Origin of the sequence: Kineosporia babensis (assembly GCF_021129305.1) — a bacterium.
Taxonomy (GTDB): domain Bacteria; phylum Actinomycetota; class Actinomycetes; order Actinomycetales; family Kineosporiaceae; genus Kineosporia; species Kineosporia babensis.
Genome location: NZ_JAJOMB010000012.1, coordinates 138,702 through 157,122, shown reverse-complemented (window position 1 = coordinate 157,122; position 18,421 = coordinate 138,702). Strand labels below are relative to the sequence as shown.

Here is an 18,421-nt window from a genome sequence, read left to right as displayed (position 1 = left end):
GACTGCGATAACTTCTGATCCCATGGACGGCCGCTCATCTGAACGCGGGTCAGGCCGCGGCCCGGAGACCGGCACCGCACCGCAGACCCGCAAGACCCGTCGCGAGCTGCGGGCCGAACGCGAGGCGGCCGAACGCGAGGCCGAGCGCGGCCGCACTGGCGAGCACCCGACCCAGCCGGGGCAGCCCGCCTTCACCCCCGGCCAGGCCCCGCCGGATCGACCGCAACCGGAGCGGCAGCAGACCGGCCCGCAGAGCACCCAGCCGGTGCCGCAGGATCGGCCCGGCCCCTCGACGGCGCGCGCGAAACGCAGCGGTTCCTGGTTCGACCAGCCCGCCGACTCCAGCGGCCCGCAACCCCAGCAGCCCCAGGCCCGGCAGAACCCGCAGCCCCCGAGTGCACCGGCCAAGAAGCAGGCCCCGCGCCCGTGGGACGAACCGGAACCGCAGCAACCCCGGGCCCCGGAACGGCCCGAACGAGGACCGCTGGAAGAGCGCTTCCCGGTACGGCCCACCCCGTTCGCCGGCGTCCGCAAACCCGGCAACCAGCCCGAGAGCAAGGCTGACGGTCAGCGCGGCGGTTTCCGAAGCGCCACCAGGACCAGCCCGAAGCCGGATCAGCCCGAGGCGGACGAGCCGGCCCCGCCGCTTGCCCAAATTCGGGAAAGCGCCCTGCGCTCCGCCGGCATGCCCCCGAACTCGGCCCGCCGTGACCGGGGCGACCGTCTGCGTCCCTCCCCCGACGAAGAAGCAGAAGAGCTCTACGACGCCTTCGAGGACGAGTACGAAGAGGAGGAGCCCGAACCGCGTAAGCAGGCCGACCCCCGCAAGCGCCGCCGCACCGCGGTCTGGCTGTTCGGCGTCTCCCTGCTTCTGGTGCTCTGGAGCGCCACGATGTTCGTCGACTCCGCCTCGCCGTTGTTCACCCTGCCCTCGGCGATCGTCCCTCTGGTCACGATCTGCTCCCTGCCGGTGATCGCGTTCGGCCTCAGCGGTAAGCACTGGGTCTCGACCGGTATCACCGCGGTGGCGGCGCTGCTGCCCTGGGCCATGGTGGTCGGCTACGCCTCGTCGAGGGATTCGCCCCCGGGAGACCTCTCGATGGTCCGGGTGCTGACGGTGGAGGGGTCGCACGGCGCGGCCGACGCCGATTCGATCACCGAGACCGCGCGCGAGTACGCGGCCGACGTCGTCATCGTCACCGGGCTCAACACCACGCTCGCCCACGACCTCACCGTGGCCGGGCTGGACCAGCAGGCTCCGGCCCAGGGCATCGTGCAGGTGGGCAGCGCCGGCAGCAACGGCATCGGGATCTGGAGCCGGCTGGCGGTCTCGGACCTGACCGAGCTGGAGGGCTTCAGCAAGCCTGCGGCGTCCGGCGTGCTGCAGGCCGGCTCGTCGCGGGTCGGCATGACGATTGCGCAGATGCCGGGCGGAACGCTGATGCCGGGCGCGGCCTGGCGCAATGACATGAGCCTGCTGGCCCAGCAGAACGTGGAGGGCGCCGACACCGGTTCGTTCCTGGTCGGCGACCTGAACGCCTCGCCCTGGCAGCCGGCCTTCCGGGCGCTGGAGAAGGCGGGCTGGGAGGATGCGGCCGACGTGGCCGGCAAGGGCCTGCGCCCCACCTGGCCGGCCTGGTCACCGCTGCCGGTCACCCCGGCCGATCACCTGCTGGTGGATCAGGGCATCGGGGTGAGCTCGACCGCCGCGGTGGACATCGCCGGGTCCTCGCACCGGGCCCTGGTGGTCTCGCTGGAAGTGCCGACGGGCTGATCCAGCCCGCCGGCACCCAAGAAGGCGATCAGGCGCGGCCGGCTTCCTTCAGCTGCTCCTCGTACTGGGCGCGGGTCTGCTCCATGTCGAGCTCGCGCACCTGGCCCAGCACGTCGGTCAGCGCCGACTCCGGCAGCGCGCCGGGCTGGCCGAAGACCGGGATGCCGTCGCGGTAGATCACCAGGGTCGGGATCGAGGTGACGCCGTACTTGGCGGCGAGTTCCTGCTGGTCCTCGGTGTCGACCTTGGCGAAGACCGCGTCCTCGTTGGCCGCGGAGACCTTCTCGAAGACCGGGCCGAAGCGCTTGCACGGACCGCACCACTCGGCCCAGAAATCGATCAGGACGATGCCGTCCTTGACCGTTTCGTCATGGTTGTCCAGGGTCATCGTCATAGTAGCCACGGGCTGTCCAGCGAATTTCCGCCGCAGCGCATTCCCGCTCCCGGCAACCCGTTCTCCGGCCGGTCAACGTGGCCCGTGTCACGCTGCTCGCCGACCAGGCCTAAGGGCCCGGGGATACTCTCCGACAAGAGCGAGAGGAGCGAGATGACGACGACGTCCCCCGAACCGGGCTCGGCCCGGCGGATCAGCAAGGTTCTCATCGCCAACCGCGGCGAGATCGCGGTGCGCATCGCCCGGGCCTGCCGGGACGCGGGCATCGCTTCGGTAGCTGTCTACGCCGAACCCGACCGGGACGCCCTGCACGTCACCGTCGCCGACGAGGCCTACTCCCTGGACGGCACCTCCGCCGCCGAGTCGTACCTGGTGGTGGACAAACTCCTGTCGGTCGCGGCCCGCTCCGGAGCCGACGCCGTGCACCCGGGGTACGGGTTCCTGGCCGAGAACGCCGACTTCGCCACCGCCGTCCTGGCCGCCGGACTGACCTGGATCGGCCCTCCCCCGGCCGCGATCGATGCGCTGGGCGACAAGGTGAAGGCCCGGCACATCGCCCAGCGGGCCGGCGCCCCACTCGTCCCCGGGACGAAAGACCCGGTGGCCGGTGCCGACGAAATCGTGACCTTTGCCGAGCAGCACGGTCTTCCGGTCGCGATCAAGGCGGCGTACGGCGGTGGCGGGCGCGGCCTGAAGGTGGCCCGCACCATCGAGGAGATCCCCGAACTGTTCGACTCGGCCACCCGCGAGGCGGTTGCCGCGTTCGGCCGGGGCGAGTGCTTCGTCGAGCGCTTTCTGGACCGGCCCCGGCACGTCGAAACCCAGTGCCTGGCCGATGAACACGGCAAGGTAGTGGTCGTCTCCACCCGGGACTGCTCACTGCAGCGCCGCAACCAGAAACTCGTCGAGGAAGCCCCTGCCCCCTTCCTCAGCCAGGAACAGACCGCGGAGCTCTACCGCGCGTCCAAGGCCATCCTGAGCGAGGCGGGGTACGTCGGCGCGGGCACCTGCGAGTTCCTGGTCGGGCCGGACGGCACCATCTCCTTCCTGGAGGTGAATACCCGCCTGCAGGTGGAACATCCGGTCAGCGAGGAAGTGACCCGGCTGGACCTGGTGCGCGAGCAGTTGCGCATCGCCGCGGGCGAACCGCTGGGGTACGACGACCCACCGGTGCACGGGCATTCCATCGAGTTCCGGATCAACGGCGAAGATGCGGGGCGCAACTTTCTACCCCAGCCCGGAACCGTCACCCGCTACGAAACCCCTTCCGGCCCAGGCGTTCGGCTGGACTCCGGCGTGGTCAACGGTTCAGTGATCGGCGGTGGCTTCGACTCGATGCTCGCCAAGCTGATCGTCACCGGCGCCACCCGGCAGCAGGCGCTGGAGCGTTCCCGCCGCGCCCTGGCCGAGTTCGTCGTCGAAGGTCTGCCCACCGTGCTCCCCTTCCACCGCGCGGTGGTCAGCGATCCGGCGTTCACCGACGAGCCTTTCCGCGTGCACACCCGCTGGATCGAGACCGAGTTCGAGAACACCATCGAGCCCTGGTCCGGAGCGGCCGCCGAAAGTACCGAGGAGGAGTCCCGCGAGCGCATCGTCGTTGAAGTCGGCGGCAAACGCCTGGAAGTCGTTCTCCCCGGCGGACTGGGCTCGAGCAGCACCAAACCCGCCAAGAAAGCCCCTCGTCGCACCAAGAGCAAGGCCGCCGCGATCAGTGGCGACGCCCTCACCTCGCCGATGCAGGGCACCATCGTCAAGGTCGCGGTCGAGGAGGGCCAGCGTCTGGAGGCCGGTGATCTGGTGGTGGTGCTGGAGGCGATGAAGATGGAGCAGCCGCTCACCGCGCACAAGGCCGGCACGGTGACCGGGTTGTCCGCGGCGCTCGGCCAGACCGTCACTTCCGGGGCGACCATCTGTGAACTGAAGGACTGAACCACCGAACCAAAGGACGTTGTGGGCACCCGGGTGCCCACAACGTCCTCAATCGGTAGTCAGCTGATGTGCAACTGCCGCGCCGCCTCGGCCACCGACCCGGAGATCGAGGGGTAGACGGTGAACACCGCCGCCACCTCGTCCACCGTCAGGCGGGCCGAAACCGCCAGCGTGATCGGGTGAATCAGCTCGGAGGCGCGGGGCGCGACCACCGTGCCGCCGAGCACCCGGCCCGACGGCGAGGCGAACAGCTTCACGAAACCGTCGTGAATACCCTGCATCTTGGCCCGGGGGTTGGTGGCCAGCGGCAGCTTCACCGCCACCGCCTCCAGTCCCTCGTCGACCTGGGTCTGGGTCACCCCGACGGTGGCGATCTCGGGTGAGGTGAACACGTTGGAGCTGACCAGGCGCAGTTCCAGCGGGGAGACCGCGTCGCCCAGCGAGTGCCACATCGCCTTGCGGCCCTGCATCGCCGCTACCGAGGCCAGGGGGAACACACCGGTGCAGTCCCCCGCCGCGTAGATCCCCCGTACCGACGTCCGCGAGACCCGGTCGACCTCGATGTGCCCGGAGGCGCTGAGCTCGACGCCGGCCTCTTCCAGCCCCAGGCCGGCCGTGTTCGGGATCGCGCCGACCGCCATCAGGCAGTGCGAGCCCTCGACCGTACGGCCGTCGGACAGCGTGACCACCACACCGGCGTCCGTACGCTTGACGCTCTGCGCCCGCGAGCGCGACAGAACCTCCATACCCCCGCGCCGGAACACGTGTTCCAGCACCTCGGCGGCATCCGGGTCCTCACCCGGCAGCACCCGGTCCCGGCTGGAGACGAGCGCTACCCCGGCCCCGAGCGCGTGGTAGGCGCTGGCGAACTCGGCCCCGGTGACGCCGGAGCCGACCACGATCAGCTTCTCCGGCAGTTCCTCCAGGTCGTACAGCTGCTTCCAGTTCAGCACCCGCTCGCCGTCGGGCATCGCGTCGGGCAGCTCGCGCGGGCTGGCGCCGGTGGAGATCAGCAGCGTGTCGGCCTCGATGACCTGGTCGCCGACCTTCACCCGGGAGGGCCCGTCGAGTACCCCGTGGCCCTGGACGATGCGCACGCCCTCGGCCTCCAGGCGGCGCTGGATGTCCTTGGACTGGGCCCGGGCCAGACCCTTGACCCGGCGGTTGACCGCGGCCAGGTCGGCCTGCACCCGGCCGAGGCCCCGGATGCCCAGCTGGCGGGAGCCGCCCACCGTGGTCAGCACATCGGCGGTGGCGATCAGCGTCTTGCTGGGGACCACGTCGGTCAGCACGGCGGCGCCGCCCAGGCCGTCCCGGTCCACCACCGTGACATCGGCGCCGAGCTGAGCGGCCACCAGGGCGGCCTCGTACCCGCCGGGGCCGCCACCGACGATGACAATCCTGCTCTTTGCGCTCACCCGGCCATTGTCCCCCAGACCGGCAGGCCAGGCGTTTGCATGACGACGCGCGGGAATCTCTACCCTGTGACCCATGGATCTCTACGCCGCCTACGGCGCGAACCTCGACCCGGAGCGGATGTCGCTGCGGGCACCGCACTCGCCGTTGCGTGGGCTCGGGTGGATCACCGGCTGGCGCCTCACCTTCGCCCAGGTGCCGAACGCGATCGACGGGGCACTGGCGACGTTGGTGGAGGACCCGGGCTCGCAGGTCTACGTCAGCGTCTACGACGTCACGCCCGGCGACGAGCAGGCGCTGGACGAGTGGGAGGGCCTGGCCACCGGGCTGTCCCGCAAGATTCATGTCCGGGTGCACACCCTGGACGGCGACGTGGTCGCCTGGGTGCACGTCCTGGACGCCTACGAAGGGGGTCTGCCGGCCGCCCACTACCTGGGCATGCTGGCCGACGCCGCCGAGTCCGGCGGTGCCCCCGACGACTACGTGCACAACCTGCGCTCGCGCCCCTGCCAGTCCAGCGACACGCCCGAGCACCTTCCCCCGAACGAGTAGTCATCCCCGCGTCGGCTCGAAACCCGAGCAGCGGCGCTGCCGTAAGCCCCCCCCGAACTTCAGAAGCAGAGGACGACTGTGAGTCCCGAACACGCATCGGCGAACACCGGCGACGTCTCCCCCAAGGAGCTGGCCGCCCGCGCAGCCGCGCGGCTGGCCGAACTGACCGGCGTCGAGAAGCACGACGTCGCCCTGGTGCTCGGCTCGGGCTGGGCCCCGGCCGCCGATCTGCTGGGCGAGACGATCGCCGAGGTCCCCGCCACCGAGGTGCCCGGCTTCTCGCTCTCCGGCGTCCCCGGTCACGTGGGCCAGCTGCGGTCGGTGCGGATCGCCGCCGCCGACGGCGCTGCCCCCAAGCACGCCCTGATCCTGGGCAGCCGCACGCACTACTACGAGGGCAAGGGCGTGCGGGCGGTGGCGCACGGGGTGCGGACCGCGGCCGCGGCGGGCTGCTCGATGGTGGTGCTGACCAACGGCTGCGGCGGGCTGAACCCGGACTGGGCGCCCGGTACGCCGGTGTTGATCAGCGATCACATCAACCTCACCGGGGACAGCCCGCTGGAGGGCGCCACCTTCGTCGACCTGACCGACCTGTACTCCTCGCGGCTGCGCGCAGTGTGCCGCGAAGTGCAGCCGGACCTTCCCGAGGGCGTCTACGCGCAGTTCCGGGGGCCGCACTACGAGACCCCGGCCGAGGTCCGGATGGCCGGAATCCTGGGCGCCGACCTGGTTGGCATGTCGACCGCTCTGGAGGCCATCGCGGCCCGGGAGGCGGGGCTGGAGATCCTGGGTATCTCACTGGTCACGAACCTCGCCGCGGGGATCTCGGACCAGCCGCTGAGCCACGAAGAGGTGCTGGCCGAAGGCAAGGCGGCGGCCCAGCGGGTCGGCTCGATGCTGGCCGAGGTCGTCCGCAAGCTCTGATCAAAACCCAAGCAACAACTGAGGACGGGGGTGGTCGCCTCGGGCGACCACCCCCGTCCTTCGTTCAGATCGGGTTTGCGCCGCGGCCGACCCGGAGCTGACCGCATTCACCCGGAAAGCTCAGCCGTTCCGGTCACAACAACCGTCCGGTATGCAACCGCCGGGTGGCAACCAGGTAAGTTTCCGGTGTGGACGAAACCGAGCTCGCGGGTCTGGTCGACCGCGCGACCCATTGGCGGGACGCGGACCCCGATCCCCGGACCCGGCTCGAGGTGGACCGGCTGATCGAGCTGGTCACCTCCGGCGATTCCACGGTCTCCGGAACGGCGCGCGACGATCTCGCACAGCGCTTCTCCGGCTCGCTCCAGTTCGGCACCGCAGGTCTGCGGGGCGCACTGGGGGCCGGGCCGAACCGGATGAACCGGGCTGTCGTCATCCGGGCCGCAGCCGGGATCGCGGCGTATCTGAATCAGGTGGTCAGATCCGGGGCACCCCGGGTGGTGGTGGGTTACGACGCCCGCACCGACTCCGACACCTTCGCCCGCGACACCTGCGCGGTGCTCACCGCCGCCGGTTGCGTGGCCCAGCTGCTGCCCGGGCCGTTGCCCACGCCGGTACTCGCCTTCGCGTTGCGCAGGCTGGAGGCCGACGCGGGGATCATGGTGACGGCGAGCCACAACCCGCCGCAGGACAACGGTTACAAGGTCTACCTCGGTGGCCGGGCCGACTCCTCGCCCGGCAGCGGCGCGCAGATCGTGCCCCCGACGGACGACCTGATCGCCCACCAGATCGCCGCGGTTCTGCCGGCGATCGACGTGCCGATGGCCTTGGACGGCTGGGAGCACATCGGTCCCGAGATCGTGGACGAGTACCTGAGCTCGGTCGGTTCGGTGCTGACCCCGGGAGCGGCCCGGGACATCGACATCGTCCTCACTCCCCTGCACGGGGTAGGCGGTGACACCGCGGTGCGGGCCTTCGCGCAGGCCGGATTCCCTGAACTGCACGTGGTGGCGGAGCAGGCGGCCCCCGACGCGGCCTTCCCGACCGTGAGCTTCCCGAACCCGGAGGAGCCCGGTGCCCTGGACCTGGCGCTGGCTGCGGCCCGCCGACGCAGCGCCCACCTGGTGATTGCGAACGACCCAGACGCCGACCGGTGCGCGGTGGCGGTTCCACTCGAGGCTGACTGGCGGATGCTGCGCGGGGACGAGGTCGGGGCGCTGCTGGGCGAGTACCTGCTCAGCCGTAAGGGCGACAAGCCGCGCACGGTGGCCAGTTCCATCGTCTCCTCGCAGCTGCTGGCCCAGATCGCGCTGGCCCACGGCGCCCGGCACTGCGAGACCCTGACCGGGTTCAAATGGCTGGCCCGGGTGCCCGAGCTGACCTACGCCTACGAGGAAGCCCTGGGCTATTGCGTGGCTCCCGGGGCGGTGCGCGACAAGGACGGGATCAGCGCGGCCCTGCTGATCGCCGAGTACGCAGCCGAACTGCGCAGTCAGGGGCGCACTCTGCTGGATGCGCTGGACGACCTGGCCAAGCGGCACGGGCTGCACGCCACCGACCAGTTCTCGGTGCGGGTGGAGGATCTGAGCGAGATCGCGCAGATGCTGGAGCGGATCGCCCAGCGCCCGCCCGCGACTCTGGCCGGCAGTGTGGTGAAGTCGGCTGAGGACCTGTCGGCCGGGGTGGACGGCCTGCCCGGCACTCCGGGGCTGCGCTACCGCACGGCCGACGGCGACCGGGTGATCATCCGGCCCAGCGGCACCGAGCCCAAGCTGAAGTGCTACCTGGAAGTGGTTGTCCCGGCGGCCGATTCGGTTCCGGCCGCACGCCTGGCCGCAGCCCAGCGGCTGGCCCGGATCACCACCGACGTGCAGCAGGCGCTGGGGATTTAGCTCCGCCGGAATCCCGCGTCACGGAACGAGTACTGCGTGACGGGCGGCCGCTCCGCCTCTGCCGGTGCCGGTTCGGCAGCAGGGGCGGGAGCGGCCGTGGCTGCGCTCAGGTCGATCTGCTTGGTGAAACCGGCCTTCTCCGCCACGGTTTCGATGTAGTAGTCGTCCGGCGCGATCTCCCGGGCCTGGGCCAGCAGCTTCTCCGCATCGCCCGGGCGCAGCTGCAGCAGCCGGATCCCGGCCAGCGACGCCAGAGCCCGGGCCGCCTCGGGAAAACGACGCAGGTACTCCTCCAGATCGCCCTCGGCCGCATTCGGGTCCGACAGCGCCAGATTCACCTCGGCCCGCAGGTAGGCCAGGTGGTCGCCGCCCGGGTCGATCTCCACCCGGCGTAGCGCGGTGTCCAGGCCGGTGTGGTCGTGCCCGGTCTCGTTCAGCGCCACCGCCAGGTCGCGCACGATCGTGTTGTCGTGCGGCTGCACCTGCATCGCCCGGCGCAGCAGCGGCACGGCCAGGTCGTAACGCCCACGCAGGTGCAGCAGCCGGCCGAAACGGGCCGGGGCGCCGTCGGACTCGGGGTGCTGCTCGATGAACTGCAGCGCGGTCTCCAGCGCCTGGTCGGTCTGCCCGGCGTCCAGCTCGATCACGATCAGCGCCTCGACCGCCAGGTCGTCGTCCGGGTGCATGTCCAGGTAGGTGGACAGGTCCAGGCGGGCGTCGTCCGGGTCGCCGAGCACCTGCTGGCACTTGCCGCGGATGTACCACATTCGGTTGTCGGCCGGGTTCAGCTCCAGCGACTGGGTGGCGTGCGGCAGCGCCTCGGCCTCGCGGTCCAGCATCCACAGTGCCCGGGCCAGCCGGCCGTGCTGGGCCCCGTCCTGGGGCTCGGCGCTCAGCGCCTGGCGCAGGTAGGGCACGCACTCGTCGTAGCGGTGCCGGGTGAACAACCACTGCCCCATCAGGCCGGCGATCCCGGCCCTTTCCTGCGCGGGCATGGTCACCGCGGCCAGCGAGCAGTCCCGCCAGGCCTGCTCGAACGCCTCGTCGTCGTGCTCGCGCAGCTGCAGCAGGATGGCCGCGCGCTGCAGCAGGGCCTGCGGGTGAGCCATCACCGCGGCCGCGTCGGGCTTGGGGCCGAGCGCCTCGTCGAGCAGCTCGAGCGCTTCGGCCAGGGCTTCGCGGCTGCCGGTGCCGTGGTGCACCCGGTAGATCGCATCGGCCAGCTTCAGCCCGGTCTCGGCCCGCGGCGCACCCAGCGCCCGGGCCTTGCGCAGCAGTTCACCGGCGCGGGCGTAGCGGTGCTCGGCCAGCACCGTGTCGATCTCGGCCTCGAGCCGGCGCAGCTCGCGCATCGACTCCAGGTTGGTCCGGCCGGTGAGGTAGTCGGCGGTCAGGGTGGGCCGGCCCGCCGCGACCGCGGCCTTCAGCCGGGGCCAGGAGAATTCGTCGCTGCCCTCCAGCACGGTCTGGTCCAGCACCAGCGCGGGCGGCACCTCGCCCCGGGCCTCGCGCACCGTCGGGCCGTCGACCACCCCGATCCGGGCCCGGCCGTTCTCCAGCACCGGCGCCTTCAGACCGCCGCCCACCAGCATCGGAAACGCGTCCGAGACCAGCAGCTTGGCCGAGACATCGCCGTCCAGGCGGGCTCCGCCGGAGGGGCCGGCGCCGGCGAAAACCTCGGAAACCCGCAGATCGCCGCGGACCACGAGCTCCAGACCGCTGATCGCGACGTTGCGCGCCTTCAGGTCACCGAGCACGTAGAGCGAGAGCCCGGAGGCGGAACGGGGGTGCTGCACCGCGCGGTCCACCTGCAGGCTGCCCACGATGACCAGCCCGTGCACCTCCGGCTCGGGGCGCGTGAAGGAGGCCGAGACCTGCTCCGCACCACCGTGCGGCTCCAGGTCCAGCTCCTCCATCTCCACGTCGCCGACCAGAACCAGCAGCGACAACGCCGGATTGGACGCCAGCAACCGGGCCATCATCGTCCGGCGCAGGTCGTAGCGGGCCACCGCATCCGCGGCGAGCACCCGCCGGGAGCCCGGGAAGCGAGCCGGCCGGTACGCCACCCTTACTCCTCCTTAGAGCTCAGCCTGCGCCTAGCCGGGCGTACCCGGGCTTGACCACGCCCTCGATCAGCGCGAGCCTCTCGTCGAACGGGATGAAAGCACTCTTAAGTGCATTAATGGTGACCCATCGTAGGTCTTCCAGCGTCCATCCGCCCTGCTGAACCAGACCGGTCATCTCCTGGGTCATCGAGGTGCCGGACATCAGCCGGTTGTCGGTGTTCACGGTGACCCGGAAGCGCAGGTCCTTCAGCAGGCCGATCGGGTGCTCGGCGATGCTGCTGGCCGCCCCGGTCTGCACGTTGCTGGTCGGGCACAGCTCCAGCGGGATCCGCTTGTCGCGCACCCAGCCGGCCAGGCGGCCGAGCTTCGCGGCGGGGCGGCCGTACTCGTCCTTCCCGCCGATCACCTCGATGTCGTCCATGATCCGCACCCCGTGGCCGAGCCGGTCGGTGCCGCAGACCTGCACCGCCTCCCAGATGCTGGGCAGGCCGAAGGCCTCACCGGCGTGGATGGTCACGTGCAGGTTGGCCTCGTGCAGGTAGCCGAAGGCGTCCAGGTGCCGCGAGGGCGGGAACCCGGCCTCGGCCCCGGCGATGTCGAACCCGACCACGCCGTTGTCCCGGTGCCGTTCGGCCAGCTCGGCGATCTCCCGGCTACGGGCCGCGTGCCGCATCGCGGTGACCAGCTGCCCGGTGCGGATCGGAGTGCCCGCCGAAGCGGCCTCCTTCTCACCCTCGGCGAGCCCCTGCTGCACCGCGGCGACCACCTCGTCCAGGCTCAGACCGCCCTCGAGGTGCTGCTCGGGTGCATAACGGATCTCGGCGTAGACCACCCCGTCGGCGGCCAGGTCGATCGCCGCCTCCCGGGCCACCCGCACCAGGTCCTCATGGCGCTGCATCACCGCGACGGTGTGCACGAACGTCTCCAGGTAGCGCTCCAGCGAACCCGAGTCGGCGCTGCGGCGGAACCATTCGCCCAGCTCGGCGACGTCCGGGACGGGCAGCGTATGGCCGATCTCGGCAGCGATCTCGGCAACCGTGGCCGGCCTCAGCCCGCCGTCCAGATGGTCGTGCAGCAGGACCTTCGGGGCGCGCGCAAGGCTGTCGGAGTCAATCGGACCGGTCACCCGAGGAGCTTATAGCCCAGAAACCGTCTACCAACCGAACGTCAGCCATCCGCCGCTGGATCGTAATTGGTCCGGCGGAACAAGTGCCTTTGGCCTTCCCTTCACCCCCTTGCCCGATTGGGGTCATTACGGGTAGTAAATGAACCGTGACACCAGGTGGGCTCGCCGACGTCATCTCCGCCGTGGTCCGGCACAGTGCCTCGGCCGATGCCGCCCGCAAACTCACGTCCACGTTGTCCGAGGACTCGATGGACCACGGCTGGGAGGCACTGGCCGAGGGCTACGCGGTGGCGCACGGCCGGCTCGAAGAAGCCACTGCAGAACTGAGGACGCTCGCGGCCGGCCTGCGTCGCACGGCTCCGCTGTGGAGCCGGATCAGTAAGAACCGGTCCTCTCCGGACGAGTCCAAGGATCTGGACGAGATGGCCGACGAACTGGCCACCGCCGCCACGATCTTGGACGCCGTGGGCCGCAACATCGACGAGACCGTGCTGCTGGCCGAGATGGTCGGCGCCCGGCACCTGTCGCAGCGACTGCACGAGCTGCTGGAGGAACTGCAGCACACCGACGAGGAACTCAGCGCTCTCAAGACCGAGATCGACACCGAACTGGAGGCCGCCGCGGCCCGAACCGGAGCGCCAAGTGGTGAACCGGAGCCGGCGGAGGACGGCCCGGAAGGTGAAGGCCCTGGAGGAGATCTTCGGCCCGACGACTGAGGAGCGTTCCGAAAACCCATACACAACAATGGGACGGGGTGGGCACCCAGGCGCCCACCCCGTCCCTCATTTGTAGTTCAGTTCTCTTTCGGTTTGTCCCCGTTCCAGCGTTTGGGGTCGGCGTACCAGTCGCGGTCGGCGATGCCGTCGGTGTCGGCGCGGGACACTGACGGACGCGCACGCTTGGGTTCGCCGGGCATCTTGGGATAGTCGGGCGGGAAGGGTAGTTCGCCCAGACCACGTTCCTCGGTGTCCTGCCGCCACAACTCCAGGGCGGGGGCGATGTCTCCGGCGGAGGAGTGCATTGTCTCCCAGGGGTCGCCGCGGTCGGCCAGCAGCTGGGGAACAGTACGCACGGTAAGGGTTTTGGGGTCCACGTCCGGTAGTTCGTCCCAGGTCAGCGGAGTGGAGACCGGGGCGTGCGGCAGGGGGCGGGGGCTGTAGGCGCCGGCCATGGTGCGATCGCGGGTGCACTGGTTGAAGTCGACGAAGATGCGCTCGCCGCGTTCTTCCTTCCACCAGGACATGGTGACCAGGTCGGGGGCGCGGCGTTCCAGCTCGCGGCCGATGCCGATGGCCGCGTGCCGCACGTCGAGGAACTCGTGGTCGGGGCGGATCGGGGTGAACACGTGCACGCCCCGGTTGCCAGAGCTCTTGACGTACCCGGTCAGGCCCAGCTCGGACAGGAGGTCACGCAGCTTCAGGGCTGCCTGCACAGCGTCTGCGTAGTCCCGGCCGGGTTGGGGGTCGAGGTCGAGGCGCAGCTCGTCGGGGTTGTCGGTGTCGGCCGTGCGCACCGGCCAGGGGTGCAACGTGATGGTGTTCATCTGAACGGCCCACACAGCCGTCGCCACCTCGTCCACGACCAGCTGAGGGTGGCTTCGCCCGCTGGGGTAAGTCACCTTCACCGAACGGGCATAGTCCGGTACGCCGCGGGGAGGATTTTTCGAGTAGAACCGTTCGCCGTCCACCCCCTCGGGAAATCGCTCCAGGGAGACCGGCCGGTCCCCGATCGCCCGGAGCAGGGCCGGGCCCACCGCGACCACGTACTCGGCCAGCTCCTGCTTGGTGATGCCCGGCTCCGGCCAGAGCACCCGGTCCGGGCTGGACAGCCGCACCGAACGTTCCCCCGACTGGATCTGGACTGCTGCGCTCTTGGCCGCCACTTTCGTCCCTTCGTCGTCCAGTGTGCAGACCGCTGACCGGCCCGGAACTAATCGCCGACGATCTCCGGCGGCCGGGAACCCACCGGCGACAGCACGTCCTCCAGCCGGAAGTTCACCGGGCGTTCCAGCTGCTCGTACCCACAGCTTTCCGGAGTGCGATCGGTGCGCCAGCGGCGGAACTGCGCGGTGTGCCGGAATCGGTCGCCCTCCATCTGGTCGTAGGCCACCTCCAGCACCCGTTCCGGCCGCAGCAGGACGAACGAGAGGTCCTTGGTGGCGTTCCAGCGCGAGACGTTGCCGGGCATCCGCTGGTGCTGGTGAGCCTGGGCCTGCGCCCATTGGCCCCACGGATGCTGGCCCAGCTCTTCGTCGGCCATCCGCAGCGGCTCCAGCTCCTCGACCAGCTCGGCCCGGCGCTTCATCGGGAACGAGGCGGCGACGCCCACGTGCTGCAGCGAGCCGTCCTCGCGGTACAGCCCGAGCAGCAGCGAACCGACGATCGGGCCGGACTTGTGCCAGCGGAATCCGGCCAGCACGCAGTCGGCGGTGCGGGCGTGCTTGACCTTGAACATCGTGCGTTTGTCGGGCAGATAAGGCCCGTCCAGGGGTTTCGCGATCACCCCGTCCAGGCCTGCGCCCTCGAACTGGCCGAACCATTCCTGCCCGGTGGCCAGATCAGTGGTGGCCGGAGTGCAGTAGATCGGCGCCTGGGCAGCGGAAAGCGCCTCGACCAGGCGGGCCCGGCGCACCGAGAACGGCTGCTCCATCAGGTTCTCCTGACCCAGGGCGAGCAGGTCGAAACCGATGAACGAGGCCGGGGTCTGCTCGGCCAGCAGGTTGATCCGGCTGGCGGCCGGGTGGATGCGCTGCTGCAGCACCTCGAACTGCAGTCTGTCACCGACGATGGTGACGATCTCGCCGTCCACTACGCAGCGTTGGGGAAGATTGGCCCGCAGCGCCTCCACCAGCTCAGGAAAGTAACGGGTCATGGGCTTTTCGTTACGGCTGCCCAGTTCCACCTCGTCCCCGTCCTTGAAGACGATCGTCCGGAACCCGTCCCACTTCGGCTCGACGTGGCCGACATCGGGGATCTCGGGCACCGACTTGGCCAGCATGGGTTTGACCGGCGGCATCACGGGCAGGTCCATGGGCCCATCCTGGCACCGGGGCGGGTTTCATGGGCCCCATCGACCCCGCCCGAGCGAAACGATCAGGCAACGTCGGCGCACGCATCCTGGACACGTCTGCGAGCGGGCGCCCGTTGTGGTCTGCTTGGACACATGTCCGATCCGCAGATGGCGCGGCCGGTAGACGTCGGCCTGCCCGAGCAAGTAAGAGCCTGTCTTTTCGACCTGGACGGAGTGCTCACCGACACCGCGTCGGTCCATGCCTCCGCCTGGAAGGAGATGTTCGACGCCTATCTCGCTGAGCGGGCCGAACGTCTCGGCGAGCCGTTCGTCCCGTTCGAGATCGCCACCGACTACGTGCAGTACGTCGACGGCAAGCGCCGGCAGGACGGCACCCGCAGCTTCCTGGCCTCGCGCGGCATCACGCTGCCCGAGGGCACGGCCGACGACTCCCCCGAGACCGAGTCCGTGAACGGCCTCGGTACCCGTAAGAACAACCTGGTGCACGAGAAGATCGCGCACGAGGGCGTCACCATCTTCGACGGCACGTTCGAGTACCTGGAGGCCGTGCAGGCCGCCGGGCTGCGGATCGCCGTCGTCTCCTCCAGCGCCAACACCGCCGAGGTCCTGCGGGTCACCGGCCTGGAGAAGTTCGTCGAGGCCCGGGTGGACGCGCAGGCCGCGATCGCCGCCGGGCTGCACGGCAAGCCCTCCCCCGAGACGTTCGTGCACGGGGCCCGGCTGCTGGGTTTCGAGCCGGCTCAGGCCGTGGTCTTCGAGGACGCGATCGTGGGCGTCCAGGCCGGGCGGGCAGGCAGTTTCGGCAAGGTCGTAGGAGTCGACCGGGTAGGTCACGCAGCCGCTCTGTCCGAACATGGGGCAGATGTTGTGGTGACCAATCTGGCCCAACTGATAGAGAAGCGCGCATGAACCGTCGAGCGGCATTCACAGTCGAGCCCTGGTGCATCAGGGAGACCGAACTTCACCTGGAGGACCTGGGGTCCACCGAGTCCGTCTTCGCACTTTCGAACGGGCACATCGGGATTCGCGGCAACCTGGACGAGGGTGAGCCGCACGGTCTTCCGGGCACCTACCTGAACTCGGTCTACGAAAGAAGGCCGCTGCCGCACGCCGAGGCGGGCTACGGCTACCCGGAGTCGGGTCAGACGATCATCAACGTGACCAACGGCAAGCTGATCCGGCTGCTGGTCGACGACGAGCCGTTCGACCTGCGCTACGGCCACCTGGACAAGCACGAGCGGGTCCTGGACATGCGGGCCGGCACGCTGCGCCGCGAGGTGGAGTGGCGCTCGCCGGCCGACCAGGCGGTGCGGGTCACCTCCACCCGGCTGGTCTCCTTCACCCACCGTTCGGTGATGGCGATCGCCTACGAGGTCGAGCCGGTCCACGAGACCGCCCGCGTGGTGCTGCAGTCCGAGCTGGTGGCGAACGAGCAGATGCCCGAGGGCGGTTCGGTCGACCCGCGGGTGGCGGCGGCCATGCACAACCCGCTGCAGGCGCTGGAGCACGACTGCAACGGCAACCGGATCACCCTGGTGCACGAGACCCGGCACAGCGGGCGCCGGGTGGCGGCCGCGGCCGAGCACGTGATCGAGGTGCCCGAGGGCGTCAAGGTCTCCACCAACTGGGGTGTGCGGCCCGACTGGGGCCGGCTCACCGTCACCGCCACGCTCAAGCCCGGCCAGAAGCTGCGGCTGATCAAGTTCGTCAGCTACGGCTGGAGCTCGCAGCGCTCGTTGCCGGCCCTGCGCGACCAGGTGGCGGCCGGCCTGACCGGGGCCATCCACACCGGCTGGGACGACCTGCTCACCGAGCAGCGGCAGTACCTGGACGAGTTCTGGGCGCGCGCCGACGTGGAGGTCGACGGCGACGAAGAGCTGCAGCAGGCGGTGCGTTTCGCGCTGTTCCACATCATCCAGGCGGGAGCCCGGGCGGAGCAGCGGCCGGTCTCGGCCAAGGGCCTGACCGGCCCGGGCTACGACGGCCACTGCTTCTGGGACACCGAGACGTTCGTGCTGCCGGTGCTGATCCACACCGCGCCGCGGGCGGCGGCCGATGCCCTGCGCTGGCGGCACAGCACGCTGCAGAAGGCCAAGGACCGGGCGGCCACGCTGGGCCTGAAGGGGGCCTCGTTCCCCTGGCGCACGATCAACGGGGACGAGTGCTCCGGCTACTGGCCCGCCGGGACCGCGGCGTTCCACATCAACGCCGACATCGCCGACGCGGTGATCCGCTACCACGGAGCCACCGAGGACGACGAGTTCGACCGCGAGATCGGCCTGCCGCTGCTGGTCGAGACCGCGCGGCTGTGGCGCTCTTTCGGCCAGTTCGACCGGGACGGCTGGTTCCGGATCGACGGGGTCACCGGCCCGGACGAGTACAGCGCGATCACCGACAACAACGTCTACACCAACCTGATGGCGCAGCGGAACCTGCGGGCCGCGGCCACGGCGGCGTCCTCGTACGGTGAGGAGGCGGCCGCGCTGGAGGTGGACGCCGAGGAGATCAGCGCCTGGCGGCAGTGCGCCGACTCGATGTTCATCCCGTTCGACGAGAAGCTCGGCGTGCACCCGCAGGCCGAGGGCTTCACCCGGCACGCGGTGATGGACTTCGAGTCGCTCACCGAGGAGGACTACCCGCTCCTGCTCACCATGCCGTACGTGCAGCTGTACCGGCAGCAGGTGGTCAAGCAGGCCGACCTGGTGCTGGCCATGCAGATGCGCGGCGACGCCTTCACTCCCGAGCAGAAGGCCGCGAACTTCGCGTACTACGAGAAGCTCACGGTGCGGGACTCGTCGCTGTCGGCGTGCACCCAGTCGGTGATGGCGGCCGAGGTCGGGCACCTGGGCCTGGCCTACGACTACACCATCGAGAACGCCCTGACCGACCTGCACGACCTGCACAGCAACACCACCAACGGCCTGCACATCGCGGCCCTGGCCGGGACCTGGATGTCGCTGGTCGCCGGGTTCGGCGGAATGCGCGACACGACGGGCACTCTGGCCTTCTCGCCGCGCCTTCCGGACGGCCTGGACCGGCTGGCCTTCACGATCACCCACAAGGGCCTGCGGCTGCGGGTGGAGACGGACGGCAAGCAGGCCACCTACCTGCTCAGCGATCACGAGCGCAGCCCCGAGGACGAGCTCGAGATCCTGCACCACGGCGAGCTTCTCACCCTGAAGCTGGGCAGCCCGGTCACCCTGGCGGTGCCGCCGAGCCCGACGCACCCGCGTCCGCTGCAGCCGTTCGGCCGGGAGCCGATGCGGCGATAACGGTTCAAAGGCAACAATAATGGACGTCCGCCAGCCTCCCGAGGGC

14 protein-coding genes are annotated in these 18,421 nt (G+C 70.2%); 8 read left to right on the top strand and 6 right to left on the bottom strand.

The genetic code is table 11. The features are described 5' to 3' along the window. Positions 1 to 22 precede the first annotated feature (22 nt). Positions 23 to 1,774, top strand: coding sequence for an endonuclease/exonuclease/phosphatase family protein (locus LR394_RS22135; protein WP_231444973.1), 1,752 nt, complete (start codon positions 23 to 25; stop codon positions 1,772 to 1,774). 28 nt (positions 1,775 to 1,802) lie between these two features. On the opposite strand, the gene trxA is transcribed toward LR394_RS22135, so the two are convergent. After that, positions 1,803 to 2,177, bottom strand: a complete 375-nt coding sequence (gene trxA, locus LR394_RS22130; protein ID WP_407937097.1) for a thioredoxin — start codon at positions 2,175 to 2,177, stop codon at positions 1,803 to 1,805. A gap of 183 nt (positions 2,178 to 2,360) precedes the next feature. Between trxA and LR394_RS22125 the strand changes: the two genes are divergently transcribed. Further along, complete coding sequence (locus LR394_RS22125; protein ID WP_407937101.1) at positions 2,361 to 4,097, top strand: acetyl/propionyl/methylcrotonyl-CoA carboxylase subunit alpha; 1,737 nt, start codon at positions 2,361 to 2,363, stop codon at positions 4,095 to 4,097. 59 nt (positions 4,098 to 4,156) lie between these two features. Here LR394_RS22125 and LR394_RS22120 read toward each other — a convergent pair whose 3' ends face one another. After that, the gene (locus tag LR394_RS22120; protein ID WP_331283092.1) at positions 4,157 to 5,515 is read right to left on the bottom strand and encodes an NAD(P)H-quinone dehydrogenase; all 1,359 of its coding nucleotides are present in this window, start codon (positions 5,513 to 5,515) and stop codon (positions 4,157 to 4,159) included. Between the two features lie 73 nt (positions 5,516 to 5,588). On the opposite strand from LR394_RS22120, the gene LR394_RS22115 reads away from it, so the two are divergent. The 3 genes from LR394_RS22115 (at position 5,589) to LR394_RS22105 (ending at position 8,881) form a co-directional block, all read left to right on the top strand. Continuing rightward, positions 5,589 to 6,065 carry a gamma-glutamylcyclotransferase gene (locus LR394_RS22115; RefSeq protein WP_231444967.1) on the top strand — a complete coding sequence of 159 codons (477 nt, stop codon included), beginning with the start codon at positions 5,589 to 5,591 and terminating at the stop codon, positions 6,063 to 6,065. Positions 6,066 to 6,143: 78 nt separating this feature from the next. After that, the gene (locus LR394_RS22110; protein WP_231444965.1) at positions 6,144 to 6,989 is read left to right on the top strand and encodes a purine-nucleoside phosphorylase; all 846 of its coding nucleotides are present in this window, start codon (positions 6,144 to 6,146) and stop codon (positions 6,987 to 6,989) included. Positions 6,990 to 7,177: 188 nt separating this feature from the next. Then, entirely contained in the window at positions 7,178 to 8,881 is a 1,704-nt protein-coding gene (locus LR394_RS22105; RefSeq protein ID WP_231444963.1) for a phospho-sugar mutase, read from the top strand. Here the strand turns inward: LR394_RS22105 and LR394_RS43105 are convergent. Beyond that, the gene (locus LR394_RS43105; protein WP_231444961.1) at positions 8,878 to 10,947 is read right to left on the bottom strand and encodes a tetratricopeptide repeat protein; all 2,070 of its coding nucleotides are present in this window, start codon (positions 10,945 to 10,947) and stop codon (positions 8,878 to 8,880) included. The genes LR394_RS22105 and LR394_RS43105 overlap by 4 nt on opposite strands. A 19-nt stretch (positions 10,948 to 10,966) precedes the next feature. Beyond that, complete coding sequence (locus LR394_RS22095) at positions 10,967 to 12,073, bottom strand: adenosine deaminase (RefSeq protein ID WP_231444959.1); 1,107 nt, start codon at positions 12,071 to 12,073, stop codon at positions 10,967 to 10,969. Positions 12,074 to 12,219: 146 nt separating this feature from the next. On the opposite strand from LR394_RS22095, the gene LR394_RS22090 reads away from it, so the two are divergent. After that, positions 12,220 to 12,789 carry a hypothetical protein gene (locus LR394_RS22090; RefSeq protein ID WP_231444957.1) on the top strand — a complete coding sequence of 190 codons (570 nt, stop codon included), beginning with the start codon at positions 12,220 to 12,222 and terminating at the stop codon, positions 12,787 to 12,789. A 77-nt stretch (positions 12,790 to 12,866) separates the two neighbouring features. Here LR394_RS22090 and ligD read toward each other — a convergent pair whose 3' ends face one another. Continuing rightward, positions 12,867 to 13,955 carry a non-homologous end-joining DNA ligase gene (gene ligD, locus LR394_RS22085; protein ID WP_231444955.1) on the bottom strand — a complete coding sequence of 363 codons (1,089 nt, stop codon included), beginning with the start codon at positions 13,953 to 13,955 and terminating at the stop codon, positions 12,867 to 12,869. Positions 13,956 to 14,002: 47 nt separating this feature from the next. Continuing rightward, on the bottom strand, positions 14,003 to 15,103 hold the full coding sequence (locus LR394_RS22080) for an ATP-dependent DNA ligase (protein WP_231444953.1): 1,101 nt from the start codon (positions 15,101 to 15,103) through the stop codon (positions 14,003 to 14,005). Between the two features lie 132 nt (positions 15,104 to 15,235). Between LR394_RS22080 and LR394_RS22075 the strand changes: the two genes are divergently transcribed. Continuing rightward, positions 15,236 to 16,012, top strand: coding sequence for an HAD family hydrolase (locus tag LR394_RS22075; protein WP_231444951.1), 777 nt, complete (start codon positions 15,236 to 15,238; stop codon positions 16,010 to 16,012). Next, positions 16,009 to 18,375 (top strand): glycoside hydrolase family 65 protein, encoded by a 2,367-nt coding sequence (locus tag LR394_RS22070; protein WP_231444949.1) that lies wholly within the window; start codon positions 16,009 to 16,011, stop codon positions 18,373 to 18,375. The genes LR394_RS22075 and LR394_RS22070 overlap by 4 nt, the downstream gene beginning before the upstream one ends. Positions 18,376 to 18,421 lie beyond the last annotated feature (46 nt).